General features: G+C 68.4%; 13 protein-coding genes. 4 read left to right on the plus strand and 9 right to left on the minus strand.

Going from position 1 to position 14,716, the window contains the following annotated elements:
- Positions 1 to 118: 118 nt before the first annotated feature.
- Both gltX and Mspo_RS04850 read right to left on the minus strand, forming a co-directional pair.
- Positions 119 to 1,543 (minus strand): glutamate--tRNA ligase, encoded by a 1,425-nt coding sequence (gene gltX, locus Mspo_RS04845; RefSeq protein WP_159727394.1) that lies wholly within the window; start codon positions 1,541 to 1,543, stop codon positions 119 to 121.
- Positions 1,544 to 1,694: 151 nt separating this feature from the next.
- Positions 1,695 to 1,844 (minus strand): hypothetical protein, encoded by a 150-nt coding sequence (locus Mspo_RS04850; RefSeq protein ID WP_159727396.1) that lies wholly within the window; start codon positions 1,842 to 1,844, stop codon positions 1,695 to 1,697.
- On the opposite strand from Mspo_RS04850, the gene Mspo_RS04855 reads away from it, so the two are divergent.
- The 3 genes from Mspo_RS04855 to Mspo_RS04865 all read left to right on the plus strand — a co-directional run bounded on the left by Mspo_RS04855 (position 1,843) and on the right by Mspo_RS04865 (position 5,284).
- Positions 1,843 to 2,226 (plus strand): thioredoxin family protein, encoded by a 384-nt coding sequence (locus Mspo_RS04855; RefSeq protein WP_159727398.1) that lies wholly within the window; start codon positions 1,843 to 1,845, stop codon positions 2,224 to 2,226. The two genes, Mspo_RS04850 and Mspo_RS04855, sit on opposite strands and share 2 nt — an antisense overlap.
- Positions 2,226 to 2,954 (plus strand): cytochrome c biogenesis CcdA family protein, encoded by a 729-nt coding sequence (locus Mspo_RS04860; RefSeq protein WP_159727400.1) that lies wholly within the window; start codon positions 2,226 to 2,228, stop codon positions 2,952 to 2,954. Before Mspo_RS04855 ends, Mspo_RS04860 begins: the two co-directional genes overlap by 1 nt.
- An 80-nt stretch (positions 2,955 to 3,034) precedes the next feature.
- A complete protein-coding gene (locus tag Mspo_RS04865) occupies positions 3,035 to 5,284 on the plus strand; it encodes a ComEC/Rec2 family competence protein (protein WP_159727403.1) in 2,250 nt (749 codons plus the stop codon).
- Between the two features lie 66 nt (positions 5,285 to 5,350).
- Here the strand turns inward: Mspo_RS04865 and Mspo_RS04870 are convergent, their stop codons facing one another.
- The 6 genes from Mspo_RS04870 to Mspo_RS04895 all read right to left on the minus strand — a co-directional run bounded on the left by Mspo_RS04870 (position 5,351) and on the right by Mspo_RS04895 (position 10,941).
- Positions 5,351 to 6,178 (minus strand): DUF2865 domain-containing protein, encoded by an 828-nt coding sequence (locus Mspo_RS04870; protein ID WP_159727405.1) that lies wholly within the window; start codon positions 6,176 to 6,178, stop codon positions 5,351 to 5,353.
- 138 nt (positions 6,179 to 6,316) lie between these two features.
- Positions 6,317 to 6,721 (minus strand): response regulator, encoded by a 405-nt coding sequence (locus Mspo_RS04875; RefSeq protein ID WP_159727407.1) that lies wholly within the window; start codon positions 6,719 to 6,721, stop codon positions 6,317 to 6,319.
- 77 nt (positions 6,722 to 6,798) lie between these two features.
- Positions 6,799 to 7,173: a DUF423 domain-containing protein gene (locus tag Mspo_RS04880; protein ID WP_159727409.1), complete on the minus strand. Its 375-nt coding sequence runs from the start codon at positions 7,171 to 7,173 to the stop codon at positions 6,799 to 6,801.
- 429 nt (positions 7,174 to 7,602) lie between these two features.
- A complete protein-coding gene (locus Mspo_RS04885; protein ID WP_159727411.1) occupies positions 7,603 to 9,120 on the minus strand; it encodes an undecaprenyl-phosphate glucose phosphotransferase in 1,518 nt (505 codons plus the stop codon).
- Between the two features lie 16 nt (positions 9,121 to 9,136).
- Positions 9,137 to 10,366, minus strand: a complete 1,230-nt coding sequence (locus tag Mspo_RS04890; protein ID WP_159727413.1) for a glycosyltransferase family 4 protein — start codon at positions 10,364 to 10,366, stop codon at positions 9,137 to 9,139.
- An 8-nt stretch (positions 10,367 to 10,374) separates the two neighbouring features.
- On the minus strand, positions 10,375 to 10,941 hold the full coding sequence (locus Mspo_RS04895; RefSeq protein ID WP_159727415.1) for a polysaccharide biosynthesis/export family protein: 567 nt from the start codon (positions 10,939 to 10,941) through the stop codon (positions 10,375 to 10,377).
- Between the two features lie 202 nt (positions 10,942 to 11,143).
- On the opposite strand from Mspo_RS04895, the gene Mspo_RS04900 reads away from it, so the two are divergent.
- A complete protein-coding gene (locus Mspo_RS04900) occupies positions 11,144 to 13,297 on the plus strand; it encodes a GumC family protein (protein WP_201281628.1) in 2,154 nt (717 codons plus the stop codon).
- A gap of 105 nt (positions 13,298 to 13,402) precedes the next feature.
- Here Mspo_RS04900 and Mspo_RS04905 read toward each other — a convergent pair whose 3' ends face one another.
- Entirely contained in the window at positions 13,403 to 14,527 is a 1,125-nt protein-coding gene (locus tag Mspo_RS04905) for a GNAT family N-acetyltransferase (RefSeq protein WP_159727419.1), read from the minus strand.
- Positions 14,528 to 14,716: the final 189 nt, after the last annotated feature.

Below are 14,716 nucleotides of genomic sequence, written 5' to 3' on the forward strand. Positions count from 1 at the left end.
CCGGTCGACGCGCCGCGTCGGGGTTCGCGCGAGACGACGCGCGGGTGGTGCGGCGCAAATGGTCGAGCAGAAGACCCGTTTGTGCATTGCACAAACTATAGCATCCCACGCAGGCCGTTCAAGCGGGTCGCGCCTGATCGCGCAGACGGGCGAGGCTCTCGTCGCGGCCGAGGATCGCCAGCACGTCGAAAATGCCGGGCGAGGTCGTGCGCCCGGTGAGCGCGGCGCGCAGAGGCTGCGCGAGATCGCCGAGCTTCACGCCCAGCGCGGCCGCGGTCTCGCGCACGACATTCTCCGTCGCCGCGGCGCTCCACTCCTCGAGCGCGGCGAGCTTTTCGGTCAGCGAGGAAAGATGCGCGCGCGCGGCCGGCGACAACAGCGCCGCGGCCTTGGCGTCGAGCGCGAGCGGCCGCTCGGAGAAGAGAAAGCCCGCGCCGTCGACGAGCTCGTTGAGCGTCTTGGCGCGCGCCTTGAGGCCGGGCATGGCGGCGGCGAGCTGCGCCTTGCGCGTCTCGTCGAGCTTGGCGGCGAGCGCCGCGCCGCCCTCGAGATAGGGCAGCGTCGCGACGAGCCCGTCGAGCAATTCGGCGTCGTCGCTGCTGCGCAGATAATGACCGTTCATATTCTCGAGCTTCACGAAGTCGAAGCGCGCCGGCGAGCGATGAATGCTCTCGAGATCGAAAGCCTCGATCATCTCTCGCGTGGAAAAGAACTCGCGGTCGCCCTGGCTCCAGCCCAGTCGCAGCAGATAATTGCGCAGCGCCGCCGGCAGATAGCCCATGGCGCGATAGGCGTCGACGCCGAGCGCGCCATGGCGCTTGGAAAGCTTGGCGCCGTCCGGCCCGTGAATGAGCGGAATATGGGCGAGCTTGGGCGGCTCCCAGCCGAGCGCGTCATAAATGTGCTTTTGCCGCGCCGCGTTGGTGAGGTGGTCGTCGCCGCGGATGATCTGCGTCACGCCCATATCGTGATCGTCGACGACGACGGCGAGCATATAGGTGGGCGCGCCATCCGAGCGCAGCAGCACGAAATCGTCGATATCCTTATTCGGAAAGACGACGCGGCCCTGCACCGCGTCCTCGATAACCGTCTCGCCTTCTTGCGGGGTCTTCAGCCGAATGACCGGCGCGACGCCCGCCGGCGCCTCGGACGGATCGCGGTCGCGCCAGCGCCCGTCATAGCGGGGCGGGCGGCCCGCGGCGCGCGCGGTCTCGCGCATCTCCTCCAGCTCCTGCGCGCTGGCGTAGCAGCGATAGGCCTTGCCTCTGGCGAGCAGCTCCTCGGCGATCTCGCGATGGCGCGGCGCGCGCGCGAATTGATAGGTGACGTCGCCGTCCCAATCGAGGCCGAGCCAGCGCATTCCGTCGAGAATGGCGTCGATCGCCGCCTCGGTGGATCGCTCGCGGTCGGTGTCTTCTATGCGCAACAGGAAGCGCCCGCCGTGGCGCTTGGCGTAGAGCCAGTTGAACAGCGCCGTGCGCGCGCCGCCGATATGGAGGAAGCCGGTGGGAGAGGGGGCGAAGCGCGTGACGACTTGAGACATGAGCGCGGCGGATGGTCCTGGGGAATCTTAAGAGGAGGCCCGTCTAGCACGCTGCGGGCCAGGGGGGAACTGCGGGGGAGGGGCCGGGACTCGGCAGGCGCTTTTCTCATTCTGCGGAGCCGTCGCAGCGTGAGGGCGTGGCGAGCGGCCGTTACGATTGCTTTGCGCTCTCGCGCTTCAGCGATCGATCGCCGCCCGTAACATAGGGCGGCTCGCGCGCGTAGAGGTGAACGACGGCGGGCGATTTCCGTTCCGCCGCCGCTTGCTCCCCGTGGAGCCGATCGAAGAGGATTTCACCCATGTCGCTACGCTTCGCCGCCGCGCTTTTTTCCGCCGCGCTCATCGCAACGCCCCTTTTCGCCGCCGAGAAACACGCTTTCACGCCACAGGCCTTCGCGGCGGCGCAGGCCGCCGGAAAGCCGATCCTCGTCGAGATTCACGCGCCCTGGTGCCCCACCTGCAAGGCGCAGCAGCCGATCCTCGAGAAGCTCGAGAGCGACGGCAAGTTCGGGGCGCTGCAGGTGTTCCATGTCGATTTCGACAGCCAGAAGGACGCCGTGCGCAATTTCCACGCGACCACGCAGAGCACGCTCATCGTCTTCAAGGGCAAGAACGAGACCGGCCGTTCGACCGGCGACACCAATGCGGCCTCGATCGCCGCTCTGCTCGACAAGGCGTTGTGATGGCGGCGGATTTCGCCGGAGCGGGGCTCGCCTTTCTGGCGGGCCTCTTCTCCATTCTCTCGCCCTGCGTGCTGCCGCTGCTGCCGATCATCCTCGGCGCCGCGGCCTCCGAGCACAAAATGGGGCCGGCGGCGCTCGCCGTCGGCGTCGCCTCCTCCTTCGTCGCCATCGGCCTGTTCCTGGCGTTGATCGGCTTCGGAGCGGGGATCGACGGCGACGCGCTGCGCTTTGGCGCGGCGCTGCTGATGATCGCGCTCGGCGTGCTGCTCGCGACGCCGGCGCTGCAAGTGCGGCTCGCCGCCGCGGGCGGCCCCGTGGCCGATTGGATCGAGCGGCGCTTTTCCGGCTTCTCGACGCATGGGCTGCGCGGCCAGTTCGGCCTCGGCCTGCTGCTCGGCGCGGTGTGGAGCCCCTGCGCCGGCCCGACGCTGGGCGCCGCCTCGCTGCTCGCCGCGCAGGGGCGGAATTTCGGAGAGGTCGGGTTGGTGATGGCGTTCTTCGGTCTCGGCGCCGGCCTGCCGCTCGTCGCGCTCGGCGCGGCCTCGCGCAGCCTTTCGATGCGGCTGCGTCATTCGCTGCTCGTCGGCGGCAAATGGGGCAAGGGCGCGCTCGGCGCGGCGCTCGCCTCCATCGGGCTGCTGATCGCGACCGGGCTCGACAAGCCGCTCGAGGCGGCGCTCGTCGCCGCTTCGCCGCAATGGCTGACCGAGCTGACGACGCGTTTTTGACGTTGCGGCGCTCGCGCGGGCGCCGGTTTCGGATATAGCATGGGCTCGACTTCATTCGAGCTGTTCGATCCGAGGCCCTTTTGAGTTGGAGCGCGAAAGCCGTCGTCGGCGCGGCCGATCGGGCGAGGGGCGTCTTCCGCCCCGCCTTTTCGGCCCTATTCGCGTCTCTCGCCGCAGCCGCCCGCGCGGCGCTCGAAGAAGAGATCGCGCTCCGGCGTCCCTTTCTGTGGCTGCCGGTCGCGGCGGGCGCGGGCGTCCTTCTCTATTTCGCCGCCGATCGCGAACCGTCCTTCGCCTTTTCGGCCGGCGGCTTCGCCATTTTCGCGGCTCTCGCTTTCGCCGCGCGATCGCATCGCCGCGCGCAGGCGCTGTTTCTCGTGCTCGCCTGCGTCGCCGGCGGGTTTTTCTCCGCCGTCTGGCGCGCCGCGCGCGTCGACGCGCCGATCGTCTCGCGCGCGGGCGTCGGATTTTTGACCGGCTTCGTGGAGGAGGTCGATCCGCGCCCCAATGGCGCGCGCTTCATCCTGCGCGTCGCGAGCGCCGAAGGATTGCCCGCGGATGTCGTTCCGCGCCGCGTCCGGCTGACGACGCGCGGCGACGCGAAATTCGCGGCCGGCGATTTCATCGGCCTCAAGGCGCGCGTGCTGCCGCCGGCGCACGCCGCTCTGCCGGGCGGCTATGATTTTTCGCGCGACGCTTTTTTCGCCGGGCTCGGCGGGGTGGGCAATGCGCTCGGCCGCATCGAGATCATGCCGCCGCCCGATCCCGCGCCCTGGTCGCTGCGCTTCTTCGCCGCCGTCGATCGGCTGCGCAACGATCTCGCCGCGCGGGTCTATCGCGCGCTCGGCGGCGACACGGGCGCCATCGCCGCCGCAATGGTGACGGGAAAACGCGATTTTCTGAGCGAGGAGGCCAAAGAGCTCATCCGCCGCGCCGGCATATTCCATATCATCACCATATCGGGCGTGCAGATGACGCTCGTCGCCGGCATTTTCTTCGTCGGATTGCGGCGGCTGCTCGCGCTCTCGCGCACGCTGGCGCTGAATTATCCGATCAAGAAATGGGCGGCGGCGCTCGCCATTGTCGGCGCCGTCCTCTACGACATCGGCGCCGGCTCGCGCGTCGGCACGGAGCGCGCGCTGGTCATGACGACGATCATGCTCGTCGCCGTCCTGTTCGACCGGCCGTCGCTGTCGATGCGCAATCTCGCGCTCGCCGCCGTCTTCATCGTCGCCTTCCAGCCGGAGGCGCTGCTGGGCGCGAGCTTCCAGCTCTCCTTCGCCGCGGTGGCGGCGCTCGTCGCCGTCTATGAGGCGCGCGGCGCATCGATCGAGCGGCGCCGCGAGCCGCAGGCTTTCGGCAGGACGCCCTCCCGTTTCGACAGATGGCGCGAGAGCGCCGCCGAGCTGCTGCTGCGCGGGCCGGCGGCGCCGATTTTCGCGACGCTCTGCGCCACTTCCGCGACGGCCTCCTTCATGGCCGGCGATTTCCACGAATTGAGCCCCTATGTGCTGATCGGCAATCCGCTGACGCTCGCCATCATCGAATTCTTCGCCGTGCCGGGCGCGCTCGTCGGCGCCTTCCTCTATCCTTTCGGCCTCGACGGCCCGGTCTGGCGCTATGTCGGCTTCGGCATCGACCTCGTGACGGCGATCGCGCGGCTGATCGCCGCCGCGCCGGGAGCGAGCCTGCCGGTCAAGAGCTTCGCGCCTCTCGCGATCGTCTTTCTGGCGCTCGCGGTCCTGTCGCTCGTTCTGTGGCGGACCTGGCTCTTTCGGGCGATGGCCGTTCCCTTTGCGGCGCTCGGCCTCTTTGGCGCGGCCAATGGCGAGGGATTCGATCTCGCCGTCGCCCCCGGCGGCGACGCCGCGGCGCTGCGGCTCGCTTCGGGCGAGCTCGCTCTGCTCGGCCGCGGGCGGCTCTCCTTCGTCGGCGAGCAATGGCTGCGCGCCGACGCCGATGCGCGCGCGCCGGCCGACGCGCGCGGCGGCGTCGCCTGCGACGAGCTCGGCTGCGTGGCGAGAGCGGTCGACGGCCGCGCCGTCGCATTGGTGACGGATCGCCAGGCGCTGATCGAGGATTGCGCCCGCGCGGCCATCGTCATCGCGCCCTTCTATGCGCCCGAGGGCTGCGGCGCCCCGATCCTCATCGACCGCCGCAAGCTCGCCGAAACCGGCGCGGTGACCTTGCGCTTTACCGGCGAGACGGTGGAATGGCGCATGGCGCGCGGCCCGAACGAGGACCGCCCGTGGTCGCGGCAGCCCAAACGGCGGAGCAAGCGAGCGGCGGCCGGCGTGGAGAAGGAGGCGGAGGAGGAGCGGCCAGACTGACCGAGAGTCTTTCCGTGTTTCCGACGCCGAACCGGCGTCCACTTCGGCTGGAAACGCTCTCGCGCCTCACTCGCGCCCGCGAGTCTGGCTGCGATGCTCGTCGAGCGGCCGCGCGGCGCGACGTTCCGCGGCCCCGCGTCCATGCTTGCTGGCGCGCTCCAATGCGGCGAGGCGGCGACGGATCGGCTCGTCGAGGTCCGGGGAGCGGGCGAGCGGACGGAAGTCGCTCTTCGCATAGGGATAGCGGCTGGCGCCGTGGAAGATTTCGACGCCGTGGGCCGTCATCACGGCGTCGCCGCGTCTCAGAGTCGGATCGAGAAAGATGGCCTCGATCGCGCTCTCATGGACCCGGCCCGAATGGCACGAGCAGTCCTTGTCCTTCTCTCCATCGCCCTTGCGCTGGAGCGAGGCCATGAGCCGCGCATAGGCGCCGCCGCCGCGCGCCGCCACCGCATCCTCGATCTTGTCGGAGCCGCCGCGCATCACATAGAGCGTCGTCCGCGCGCCGGGGCAGAGGCGCCCGCAGGCGCGCTGATGGCTCGCCGTGTCGCTCGAGCTGGAATAGAGGCCGACAGGGAAGAAATAGCCGTCGCATTCGCGCACGCAGTAGGAGCGTCCGCCGCTCCCGGTCTCGGCGTAGACCGAGCGTTCCGGCTCGCCGCCGGTTCCGCCGGCTCTGTGGCGCGAGCTCGGTTGCGGCTCCGCTCGCCGCTCCCGCGCGGTGTAGGAATGGCCCGGCGAACGAGCGCGCGCATGGCGGCGATGGCTCGGGTAATAGCCGCCGCCGTAGTCGGAATAGCCGCCGCCGCCTCCGCCGAACAATTGCTGAAAAAAATCCTGGGCCGAGGCTGAAGAGATGTCGAAAGCGGAGGAGAGAGCGGCGGCCAGAACCATGCCGCCGAGGGCGGCCTGGCGACGTCGGGGCGGTTTTCCCCGAACGCCGCTTTTACGCGAGGACATGACGCGGCACCCGTTTTTGACGCAACTCCCCCTTACATGGAGCGTGATCGCGAGAGACAAGCCGCCCCTGCTTCAGGCCTCTCGAGCGGCGCGGCGGGCGGCGGCGGCGAGCGCGTCGATCAGCGCCTCGGCGTGGAACGGCTTTTCGACGATCGGCCTCGCCGAATGCGCCCGCGGCAGGGCGGCGCGGCCGTAGCCGGTCGCGAAGACGAAAGGAAGGCCGATGGCGTCGAGGCGATCGGCGACCGGCTCCACGCTCTCGGCGCCGATGCGAAGGTCGAGCAGCGCGACGTCGAACCGCGTATCGGCGATGTGTCGCAATGCGGCGGCGACGGTCTGGGCCCAGGCGACGACGGCGAAGCCATGCTCGGCGAGCGTCTCCTCGAGCGCGAGCGCGATCAGCGGCTCGTCCTCGACGACGAGCACACGCCGACCGGCCGGCGCCTCCGCGCGCCAATGTTTCTTCGCCTTCGACATGAAACGCGATGGTGGGAGCGATTCCAGCGCCTGTCGAGACCGGGATAGTCTCCTCTCTCGCCGGGGCGGCGAAGCTGCTATCGGCCGCGCAGGGCCGCGAGCGCCCAGACGCCCAAGGCGAGCCAGCTCGCGATGGTCAGCGAGCCGCCGATCGGCGCCGCATAGGGAAACAGCCGGACGCCGGCAAAGGTCCGAAAGGCGAGGTCGGCGGAAAACAGCGCGACGCCGGCGACGAGCGCAAAGCTCACGCCCGCGAGCCAGCGCGACAGCGGCGGCTCGGCCGCGAGCAGAGCGGCGAGCCCGAGCGCGGCCGCGGCGTGAATCATGAGGAAGCGGCTCGCCGTGTCGAGATCGGCGGCGCTCGAAATATGCGCCGCCGCGGCGGCGAGCGCGACGCCGGCGGCGCCTTGGAGCGCGCCGAGAGCGACGATGAGAAGAGTCGAGCGTTTCATTAGAAACTCTATGCAAACATAAGCAGAATATGATTAATTCTGTTCATGTTGATGTTCTGGACGAAGTCGCGAGCGGCAGCGTTCCGGAGCCGAATCCGAGCTCGTTGGCGTAAGCCAGGATAGGCCTGGGCGCGGGATGGATCAAACGAGACGATTTCCGGTCGATCTGTTCGCGCGTCGCGAGGAGCGGAGCGACGAAGCGATCCAGGAGCCGCCCCATGGCTCTGGATTGCTTCGCCTTCGGCTCGCGATGACGCCCCTGTTTGTGAAGTAACCAGCCGAAAATCGTATGATCGGGCTCGCGGTGGGCAGGCGAGCCTGAAGGCTCGCGGTCCGACGCGCGCCCTGGACCGCGAGCCTTCGGGCTCGCATAGCGAGGAGCGGCGGCCAAGGAGGGCGGAAGCCTCGCCGTCGCGAGGCGCCCCCGCGTCAATAGGCGTTCTCGGTCTTCAGCAGAGCGATCGGCGTGAGCGCGAGAATGTAGATGTCGAGCATGATCGACCAATTCTCGATGTAGTAGAGGTCGCATTCGACGCGCTTCTGGATCTTCTCCGGCGTGTCGGTCTCGCCGCGCCAACCATTGACCTGCGCCCAGCCGGTGAGGCCAGGCTTCACGCGATGGCGGGCGAAATAGCCGTCGACGACCTCGTCGTAGAGATGCTCGGCCGCTCTGGCGTGCATGGCGTGCGGGCGGGGGCCGACCAGCGACAGATTGCCCTTGAACACGACATTGAAGAGCTGCGGCAGCTCGTCGAGCGAGGTCTTGCGGATGAAACGACCGAAGCGGGTCACGCGCGGATCGCCCTTGGTGACGAGCTTGGCCGCGGCCGGATCGAGCTTGTCCGCATACATGGAGCGGAACTTGTAGACCTCGATCCGCTCATTGTTGAAGCCGTAGCGCGTCTGGCGGAACAGCACCGGGCCGCGCGAGTCGAGCTTGATCGCGAGCGCCACCGCCGCCATTACCGGCGCGAAGAGGAGGAGGCAGATCGCGCCGACGATTCTGTCGAAGGCGGCTTTGATCAGCACGTCCCAATCGGCGATGGGCTTGTCGAAGACGTCCAGCACCGGAACATTGCCGATGTAGGAATAGGAGCGCGGGCGGAAACGCAGCTTATTGGTGTGAGCGGCGAGGCGGATATCGATCGGCAACACCCAGAGCTTGCGCAGCATCTGCAAAAGGCGCGTCTCCGCCGAGATCGGCAGGGTGAAAATGACGAGATCGAGGCGCGTGTGGCGCGCGAATTCGACGAGGTCGTCGATCGTGCCGAGCTTGGGATAGCCGGCGACGACGTCCGGCGAGCGGTCGTCGCGGCGATCGTCGAATATTCCCAGAATGCGCAGATCGCTGTCCTGCTGGGCGGCGGCGAGATCGCGCAGCACCGGCTCGGCCGCGGGGCCGCCGCCGACGATCACGGTGCGGCGATCGAGCTTGCCCTGCTGCGTCAGCGCGCGCACGATCGCGGCGACGGCGAAGCGCTCCGCCGCCAATACGCCGAGCCCGCCCGCGTACCAGCCGAGCAGCCAGACGCGCGACAGGGCGTTGTCGAGCTTCAAAAAGAAGATCGCCGCGAGGGCGCCGAGAAAGACCAGCGTCCATCCGCCGGCGAGCTTCAGCCCATGGCCGACCGGCGAGCGGAAGGCTGCGGGCGTGTAGAGGTCGAGCGCCTGCCAGGCGAGGATGGCGAGCAGCGCCATGCCGGGGATGACGATGAAATATTCGATCGCATAGCCATAGGCGGGCGCGACATGCAGCCGATGCACGGCGAAGCCCGACGCCGCGATCAGCAGAAATTCGAGAATGCGGACGAGGCCGGCGAGGACGATCGGCGAATAGGCGGGCGTCGGCCGCGCGTCGGTGGACACTTCCGCGAGCCTCGAGGCGGCGCCACTGTCGTCATCGGCGGGGGCGGCCGCTTTGATGTCGCGTAGGGCGAATGCACACATGACGTCACTCCACTCGTCAGGCTCGCTGCGGCAGCACGGTCTCCGCGGCGCGGCGACGTCCGGCGACCTCCAGCGCCTCGCGATATCCGCGCAGCACCGCCTCCTCCATCGCCGCCAAAGAGAAATTTTCTGCTACGCGTTCGGCGAGCGCGTCGCTGGCGCGGCGGCGCGAGGCCGCGTCCATGCGGCCGGCGGCGATCATCGCGCGGGCGAGCGCGGCGGCATCGTCGCTCGCGATGAGCCGATCCGCATATTCGCCGAAGATTTCGGGGATGCCGCCGACATTGGTGGCGATGAGCGGCGTGCGCGCGGCGATCGCCTCGAGCACGATATAGGGCAGCGACTCGGCGCGACTCGGCACGACCAATATGCGCCCCAGTCGCAGCGCCTCGCGCGCCGGCATGGGTGGAGCGAAAGAGAGCCTGTCGCTGACGCCGCGCCGCTCGGCGAGCGCGCGCAAGGCCGCTTCGTCCGGCCCGGAGCCGACGAGCGCCAGTCGCGGCGCCTCGCCTTTCTCCTCGCGGATCAGCGCCAGCGCCTCGATCAGCGTGTCGACGCCTTTGAAGCGGCGCCACTCGCCGACATAGAGGAAATCGGCGGCGTCAGTGATCGGCGCGACGGGCTCGAACTCCCCGGGCCGTAGCCCGTTGGGCACGACGCGCGACGCCGAGCTCGAAAAGCCGATCGACTTGGCGAAACGCGCTTGGGCATAGGCGCTCTCGAAAGGGATGAAGTCGGTCACGCGCTCGAGCGCCCTCTCGACCGTCAGATACACACGGTTGACGAGGGCGTCCGGGTCGAAATGGAGGCTGCCGCCATGCGGCGTGTAGACGCGAATATGCGGATGCGGCGGCGACGGGAGGAAGGGGAGCAGCGCCGGCAGGCGCGCATAGAGCCCGCCTTTCGCGCCATGTCCATGCACGACGTCGGGCGCAAGACGCTTCAGCGCCGCCGCGATGCGAAAGGCGACGATCGGATCGCTCCAGCTCGGCAGGCGGCGCATGCGAAGACGCGTGACGCCGAGCTCCAGCGAAGGCTCGAGCATTCGCAGCGCGGCCTCCGCGCGCTCGCCGCCGGTCGAGGAATCGGCGATGAGTCCGACCGCATGTCCGCGCTCGGCCTGCGCGCCGGCGAGATCGACGACATGGCGAAAGAGGCCGCCGATCGGGGCGCGCATGACATGCACGATGCGCAGCCGTCCGGGGGCTTTCTCGTCACTCGCCTCGCTCTGCCGCTCGTCTCGCATCTCGATTCTTAAAAAATCCGCTCGCGAACCGTGATCGTGTCTCCCGGCCGGACCGCCTGCAGCAGCGGCACCCGGCCGATGACCTGGACGCCGCCGAAGTCGCGCGTCAGATCGACCTCTCCCTGATAGCCGCGCGGGCTGAATCCGCCGGCGATGGCGATCGCCTTCTGTACGGTGAGACCCTCGACGAACGGAAATTGTCCGGCGTTGACCACTTCGCCGAGCACGAAGAAGGGCCGATACGCCTCGACTTCCACCGAGACGCGAGGATCGCGGATGAATCCGTTGCGCAAACGTGCGGCGATTTCATGTTGCAGCGCCTGGGTGGTGAGCCCGGCCGCCGGAACGAGGCCGATGAGCGGCATGGAGATATGGCCGGAGCCGTCGACCGTATAGCTGTTGGAGATCGCGTCCTGCCCGAACACGATGACGCGCAGCCGATCGCCGGCGGCGAGCGTGTAGGGCTCCTCCGTCGAGGTCGCCAGCAGTTCCGGTCTATAGGCGCCGGGCAGGGCGCAGCCCGACAAAGTCGCGCACATAATCAGCCAGAAAAGGAGAAAGCCATATCTCGGCATTTAGAATCTCGAGCTCTAGGAACAGCTAACGAACGGCGTTCCGGGGGAATTTTTTAAGCACTCATGGTTAACAAAAGCCTCATGCTCCGATTAGCCATGGTCGACCGGAAAAGGGCGGCCGCCCGCGGTTAACCCCGCGGAAACCATAATCTCGGTACCATAATCTCGGTACATGGTCTGCGCGCCAGACGGAGTTCGAAAGATGAGTTTCGGCCATACGCACGATGACGCGAGCGCACAGGGGGAGATGGACCTGGGGCAGATCGCCGGCGCTCTGTCGCGCCGTCGCCGCATCGTGATCGGCGCGACGCTTTCGGCCTTTCTCGGCGCGCTGGTTTTCGTCAATGTCGTCAAGCCGCGCTACACGGCCGAGGCGCGCGTGCTGCTCGAGAATCAGGAGAGCTATCTGACGCGCGCCGATAAGGAGCGCGATCCCGCCGCCGCGCCCGACGCCGAGGCGGTGCAGAGTCAGATTCAGATGCTCACCTCGCGCGATCTCGCGCGCCGCGTGTTGAAATCGCTCGATCTCCAGGGAAATGCGGAATTCGATCCGCTCGCCGACGGCATGGGGCTCGGCGCGAAGATCGGCGTGATGCTGGGCCTCGCGCGCGATCCTACCAAGCTCGCGCCCGAAGAGCGCATGTTGGAGGCCTATTTCGACAAGCTGCTCGTGCTCTCGCCGACCAAGACGCGCGTGCTCCAGATCGAGTTCTCCGCCCGCGATCCCGATCTCGCGGCGCGGGCGGCCAACGCCATCGCCGCTTTCTATATCGACATACAGCGCGAGGCGAAGCGCGAGAATGCGCGCGACGCGGCCCAGTCGCTGAGCCCGCTGCTCGCCGATCTGCGCGAGCGGCTGGCCAAGGCCGAGGCCAAGGTCGAGGCGTTCCGCTCGCGCTCGGGCCTCTTCTCCGGAGCCAATAATGTTTCGATCGCCACGCAGCAGCTCGGCGATCTCTCCAATCAGCTCTCCATTTCGCGCACCGCGCAGGCGGACGCCGAGGCCAAGGCCAAGCTGGTGCGCGACATGCTCCGGCAAAATCGCGTCGGCGAGATTCCCGACGTCGCCAATAATGAGATGATCCGCCGCATCGGCGAGCAGCGCGTGTCGCTGCGCGCTCAGCTCGCGCTCGAATCGCGCACGCTGCTGCCCGGCCATCCCCGCATAAAGGAGCTGCAGGCGCAGCTCGCCGATCTCGAAGCGGATTGGCGCCGCGCGGCCGAGCGCACCGCGCGCACGCTGGAGAACGAGGCCCGTATCGCCTCGGCGCGCGTCGAGAATCTGACAAGCGCGATGGAGGAGCAGAAGCGCGTCGCCGGAGTGGCGGGCGCCGACGAGGTGCAGCTGCGCGAGCTCGAGCGCGCCGCCCGCGTGCTCAAGGACCAGCTCGAGGCGGATTCGGCCAAATATCAGGAGGCGCTCGCGCGCGAGGGGCCGAAGTCCTCGCCCGCCGACGCGCGCGTGATTCAGCGCGCCGTGGCGCCGCCGACGCCCTCCTTCCCCAAGAAGGTCCCGATCACCGCCTTCGCGACGATCGCCGCTTTCGTTCTCACGACCGGCTCGATCGTCGCCATGGAGCTCCTCTCCGGCCGCGCCCGCGTCGCCGGCCCTTCGCCGCTCGCGGCGCCGCCCGAGGAGGAGGCGCTCGAAGCGCCGCCGCAGGTTCGCCTCGCGGCGGAGCGGCGCGAGCTTGCTTTCGCCGAGCTCGAGGAAGAGCCGCGGACGACGGCAATCGCCGCTTCGTCCGATCGGCGCACGCCCGAGCTCGAGGATCGGTCGGCGCGCGCGCCGCATTCGAGCGTCGTCGGCAGGATCGACGCCGCCCGCATGGCCGCGCTCTCGGTAAAGGTGCTGATGGTCGGCTGCGCCGACGCCGAGCATAGCTTCGAAAGCGCCGTGACTCTGTCGCGCTCTCTGGCGCGGCGGGGCCTCGCCATTCTGGTCGCGGCCGACGCCGAGGCGGAAGGCGAGCTCTATGACCGGCTCGTGCCGGACGTCGATCGCGCCCGACCGCTCGGACTCGCCGATCTTACGAGCGGCGCCGCCACCTTCGCCGAGGCCATTCACCGCGATCTCGACTCGCGCCTGCATGTAATGCCGGGCGGACGCGCCGCGGCGGAATATGATCAGGAGGCCGAGCCCGTGCTCGAGGCGCTGGCGCAGACCTATGATTTCATCGTCTTCGTCACGCGCGATTATGACCGCGCGATGTTCCTCGCGCCGTCCTTCGACATCGTGCTGGTGAGCGGCGGCGAAGGCGCGGCGGAGGCGATCATCGACGAACTGGCTCGGGCCGGAGTCAGCGACGCCTTCCTGCTCGAGGAGGAGGCTTCGGCCGGCGCATCCGCCGCCTAGAGAGTCTTTCCGTGTTTCATTGAAACACGGAAAGACTCTCGGCTTTTGTTTCGACGCGTTTCCGACGCAACCGGCGTCCACTTCGGCTGGAAACGCTCTAGAGACTCAACGCGCGAGGCGGCGCAGGCGCGCGAGCGCGGCGAAGAGGCGCGGGTTCTGCTTGATGGCGCGCTTGGCGCGCGTGAGCGCGGCGAGAATGGGCGCGGCGAGCGCGCCGAGGGCCGTCGCCGGAACGACGACGTCGACGAGCGCGATCGTCTCGTCGCAGACGGCGTTCTTATAGCGCGCTTCGCCGACGCCGAGATCGAAGCGGGCGACGCCGCGCGCGACGAGATCGCGCAGCAGCGAATGCAGCAGAAGATCGCCGGGCGAGGAGCGCGCGATCTCTTCGTCCGCCACGAAGGAGTTGAGCATTGCGGAAAAACGTCCGCGATGGACGAAGCCGGCGTAGGCGGCGATGATGCGTCCGTCGAGCGTCAGCGCATGGGCCTCGAGCGCGCCGCCGCAGCGTCCGAGGACGAAGTCGCGCATGGCGCCGCGCGCGAAACTGGGATCCCGCAATCGCTCGGCCTTTTGCGCGAGCAGCGCCTCGAGGATTTCGCGCGCGCGCTCGCCCGTCGCGCGATGCTCGAAGGCGAGCGCGCCCATTTTCTCGAGCCGCGCCTGCTTCTTGCGCAGCTTTTTCCGGGCGTCGCTCGAAAGCCGCGCGTCGAGCTCGCCCGCCGTCTCCGGCAGGCTCGTTCCATAGGCGAAGCTGGGGCTCGGCGCAGCGCCTGGCAGAGCGAGCGGATTGACGAAGCCATCGAAAACCAGCGGCTGATTGCCGAGACGATAAAGATCGACGCCCGCAGCGCGCGCCGCGCGGCGCAGCAGCAAGCGCATGGCCGCGGCGTCGAGGCGCGCGTCCGTGGCGACGAGGCCGAGATTGAAATTGCTCTCCTTGCCGCCGAGGAATTGCGCGATGCCGAGTGGGCCGAGGCGGGACGTCGCGAGCGCGAGGAGAGCGAGCGGACGCGCGCCTTTCGTATGGCGCGCGACGACGATCATCGGGCGCATGCCGCGGCCGCGGCCGAAAGTCTCGAACCAATCCCGCGCGAAGCCGAAGGATTGATAGGCGCTCGCCGGCGCGCCGGCGAACAGCCGCTCCCAATCTTCGCGCGCCGCCTCGAGTGAGGCGAAGACGTCGAGCTCGAGATCGTCGGCGGCCGCTTCGAACCGCGAAAGCTCCATGAGGTCTTCTGCTCTTGCGTTAACCATATCGTGGCCGCATTGCGGATGTTTGCGCTTTCGGCGACACTAGCAAGGAAAGGTCAACGAGACCTCGAGATTGTGTCGTGAGAGCGTTTCCAGCCGAAGTGGAGGCCGGTTCGGCGTCGGAAACGCGTCGAAACAAAGGCCTCGAGTCTTTCGATACATGAA

It is taken from the genome of Methylosinus sp. Ce-a6 (assembly GCF_009811655.1).
GTDB lineage: Bacteria > Pseudomonadota > Alphaproteobacteria > Rhizobiales > Beijerinckiaceae > Methylosinus.

Coding starts and splice junctions, on each gene's coding strand:
- gltX (WP_159727394.1), bottom strand. CDS start 1,543: ATGTCTCAAGTCGTCACGCGCTTCGCCCCCTCTCCCACCGGCTTCCTC.
- Mspo_RS04905 (WP_159727419.1), bottom strand. CDS start 14,527: ATGGAGCTTTCGCGGTTCGAAGCGGCCGCCGACGATCTCGAGCTCGAC.
- Mspo_RS04900 (WP_201281628.1), top strand. CDS start 11,144: ATGAGTTTCGGCCATACGCACGATGACGCGAGCGCACAGGGGGAGATG.
- Mspo_RS04875 (WP_159727407.1), bottom strand. CDS start 6,721: ATGTCGAAGGCGAAGAAACATTGGCGCGCGGAGGCGCCGGCCGGTCGG.
- Mspo_RS04860 (WP_159727400.1), top strand. CDS start 2,226: ATGGCGGCGGATTTCGCCGGAGCGGGGCTCGCCTTTCTGGCGGGCCTC.
- Mspo_RS04850 (WP_159727396.1), bottom strand. CDS start 1,844: ATGGGTGAAATCCTCTTCGATCGGCTCCACGGGGAGCAAGCGGCGGCG.
- Mspo_RS04855 (WP_159727398.1), top strand. CDS start 1,843: ATGTCGCTACGCTTCGCCGCCGCGCTTTTTTCCGCCGCGCTCATCGCA.
- Mspo_RS04885 (WP_159727411.1), bottom strand. CDS start 9,120: ATGTGTGCATTCGCCCTACGCGACATCAAAGCGGCCGCCCCCGCCGAT.
- Mspo_RS04880 (WP_159727409.1), bottom strand. CDS start 7,173: ATGAAACGCTCGACTCTTCTCATCGTCGCTCTCGGCGCGCTCCAAGGC.
- Mspo_RS04895 (WP_159727415.1), bottom strand. CDS start 10,941: ATGCCGAGATATGGCTTTCTCCTTTTCTGGCTGATTATGTGCGCGACT.
- Mspo_RS04890 (WP_159727413.1), bottom strand. CDS start 10,366: ATGCGAGACGAGCGGCAGAGCGAGGCGAGTGACGAGAAAGCCCCCGGA.
- Mspo_RS04870 (WP_159727405.1), bottom strand. CDS start 6,178: ATGGTTCTGGCCGCCGCTCTCTCCTCCGCTTTCGACATCTCTTCAGCC.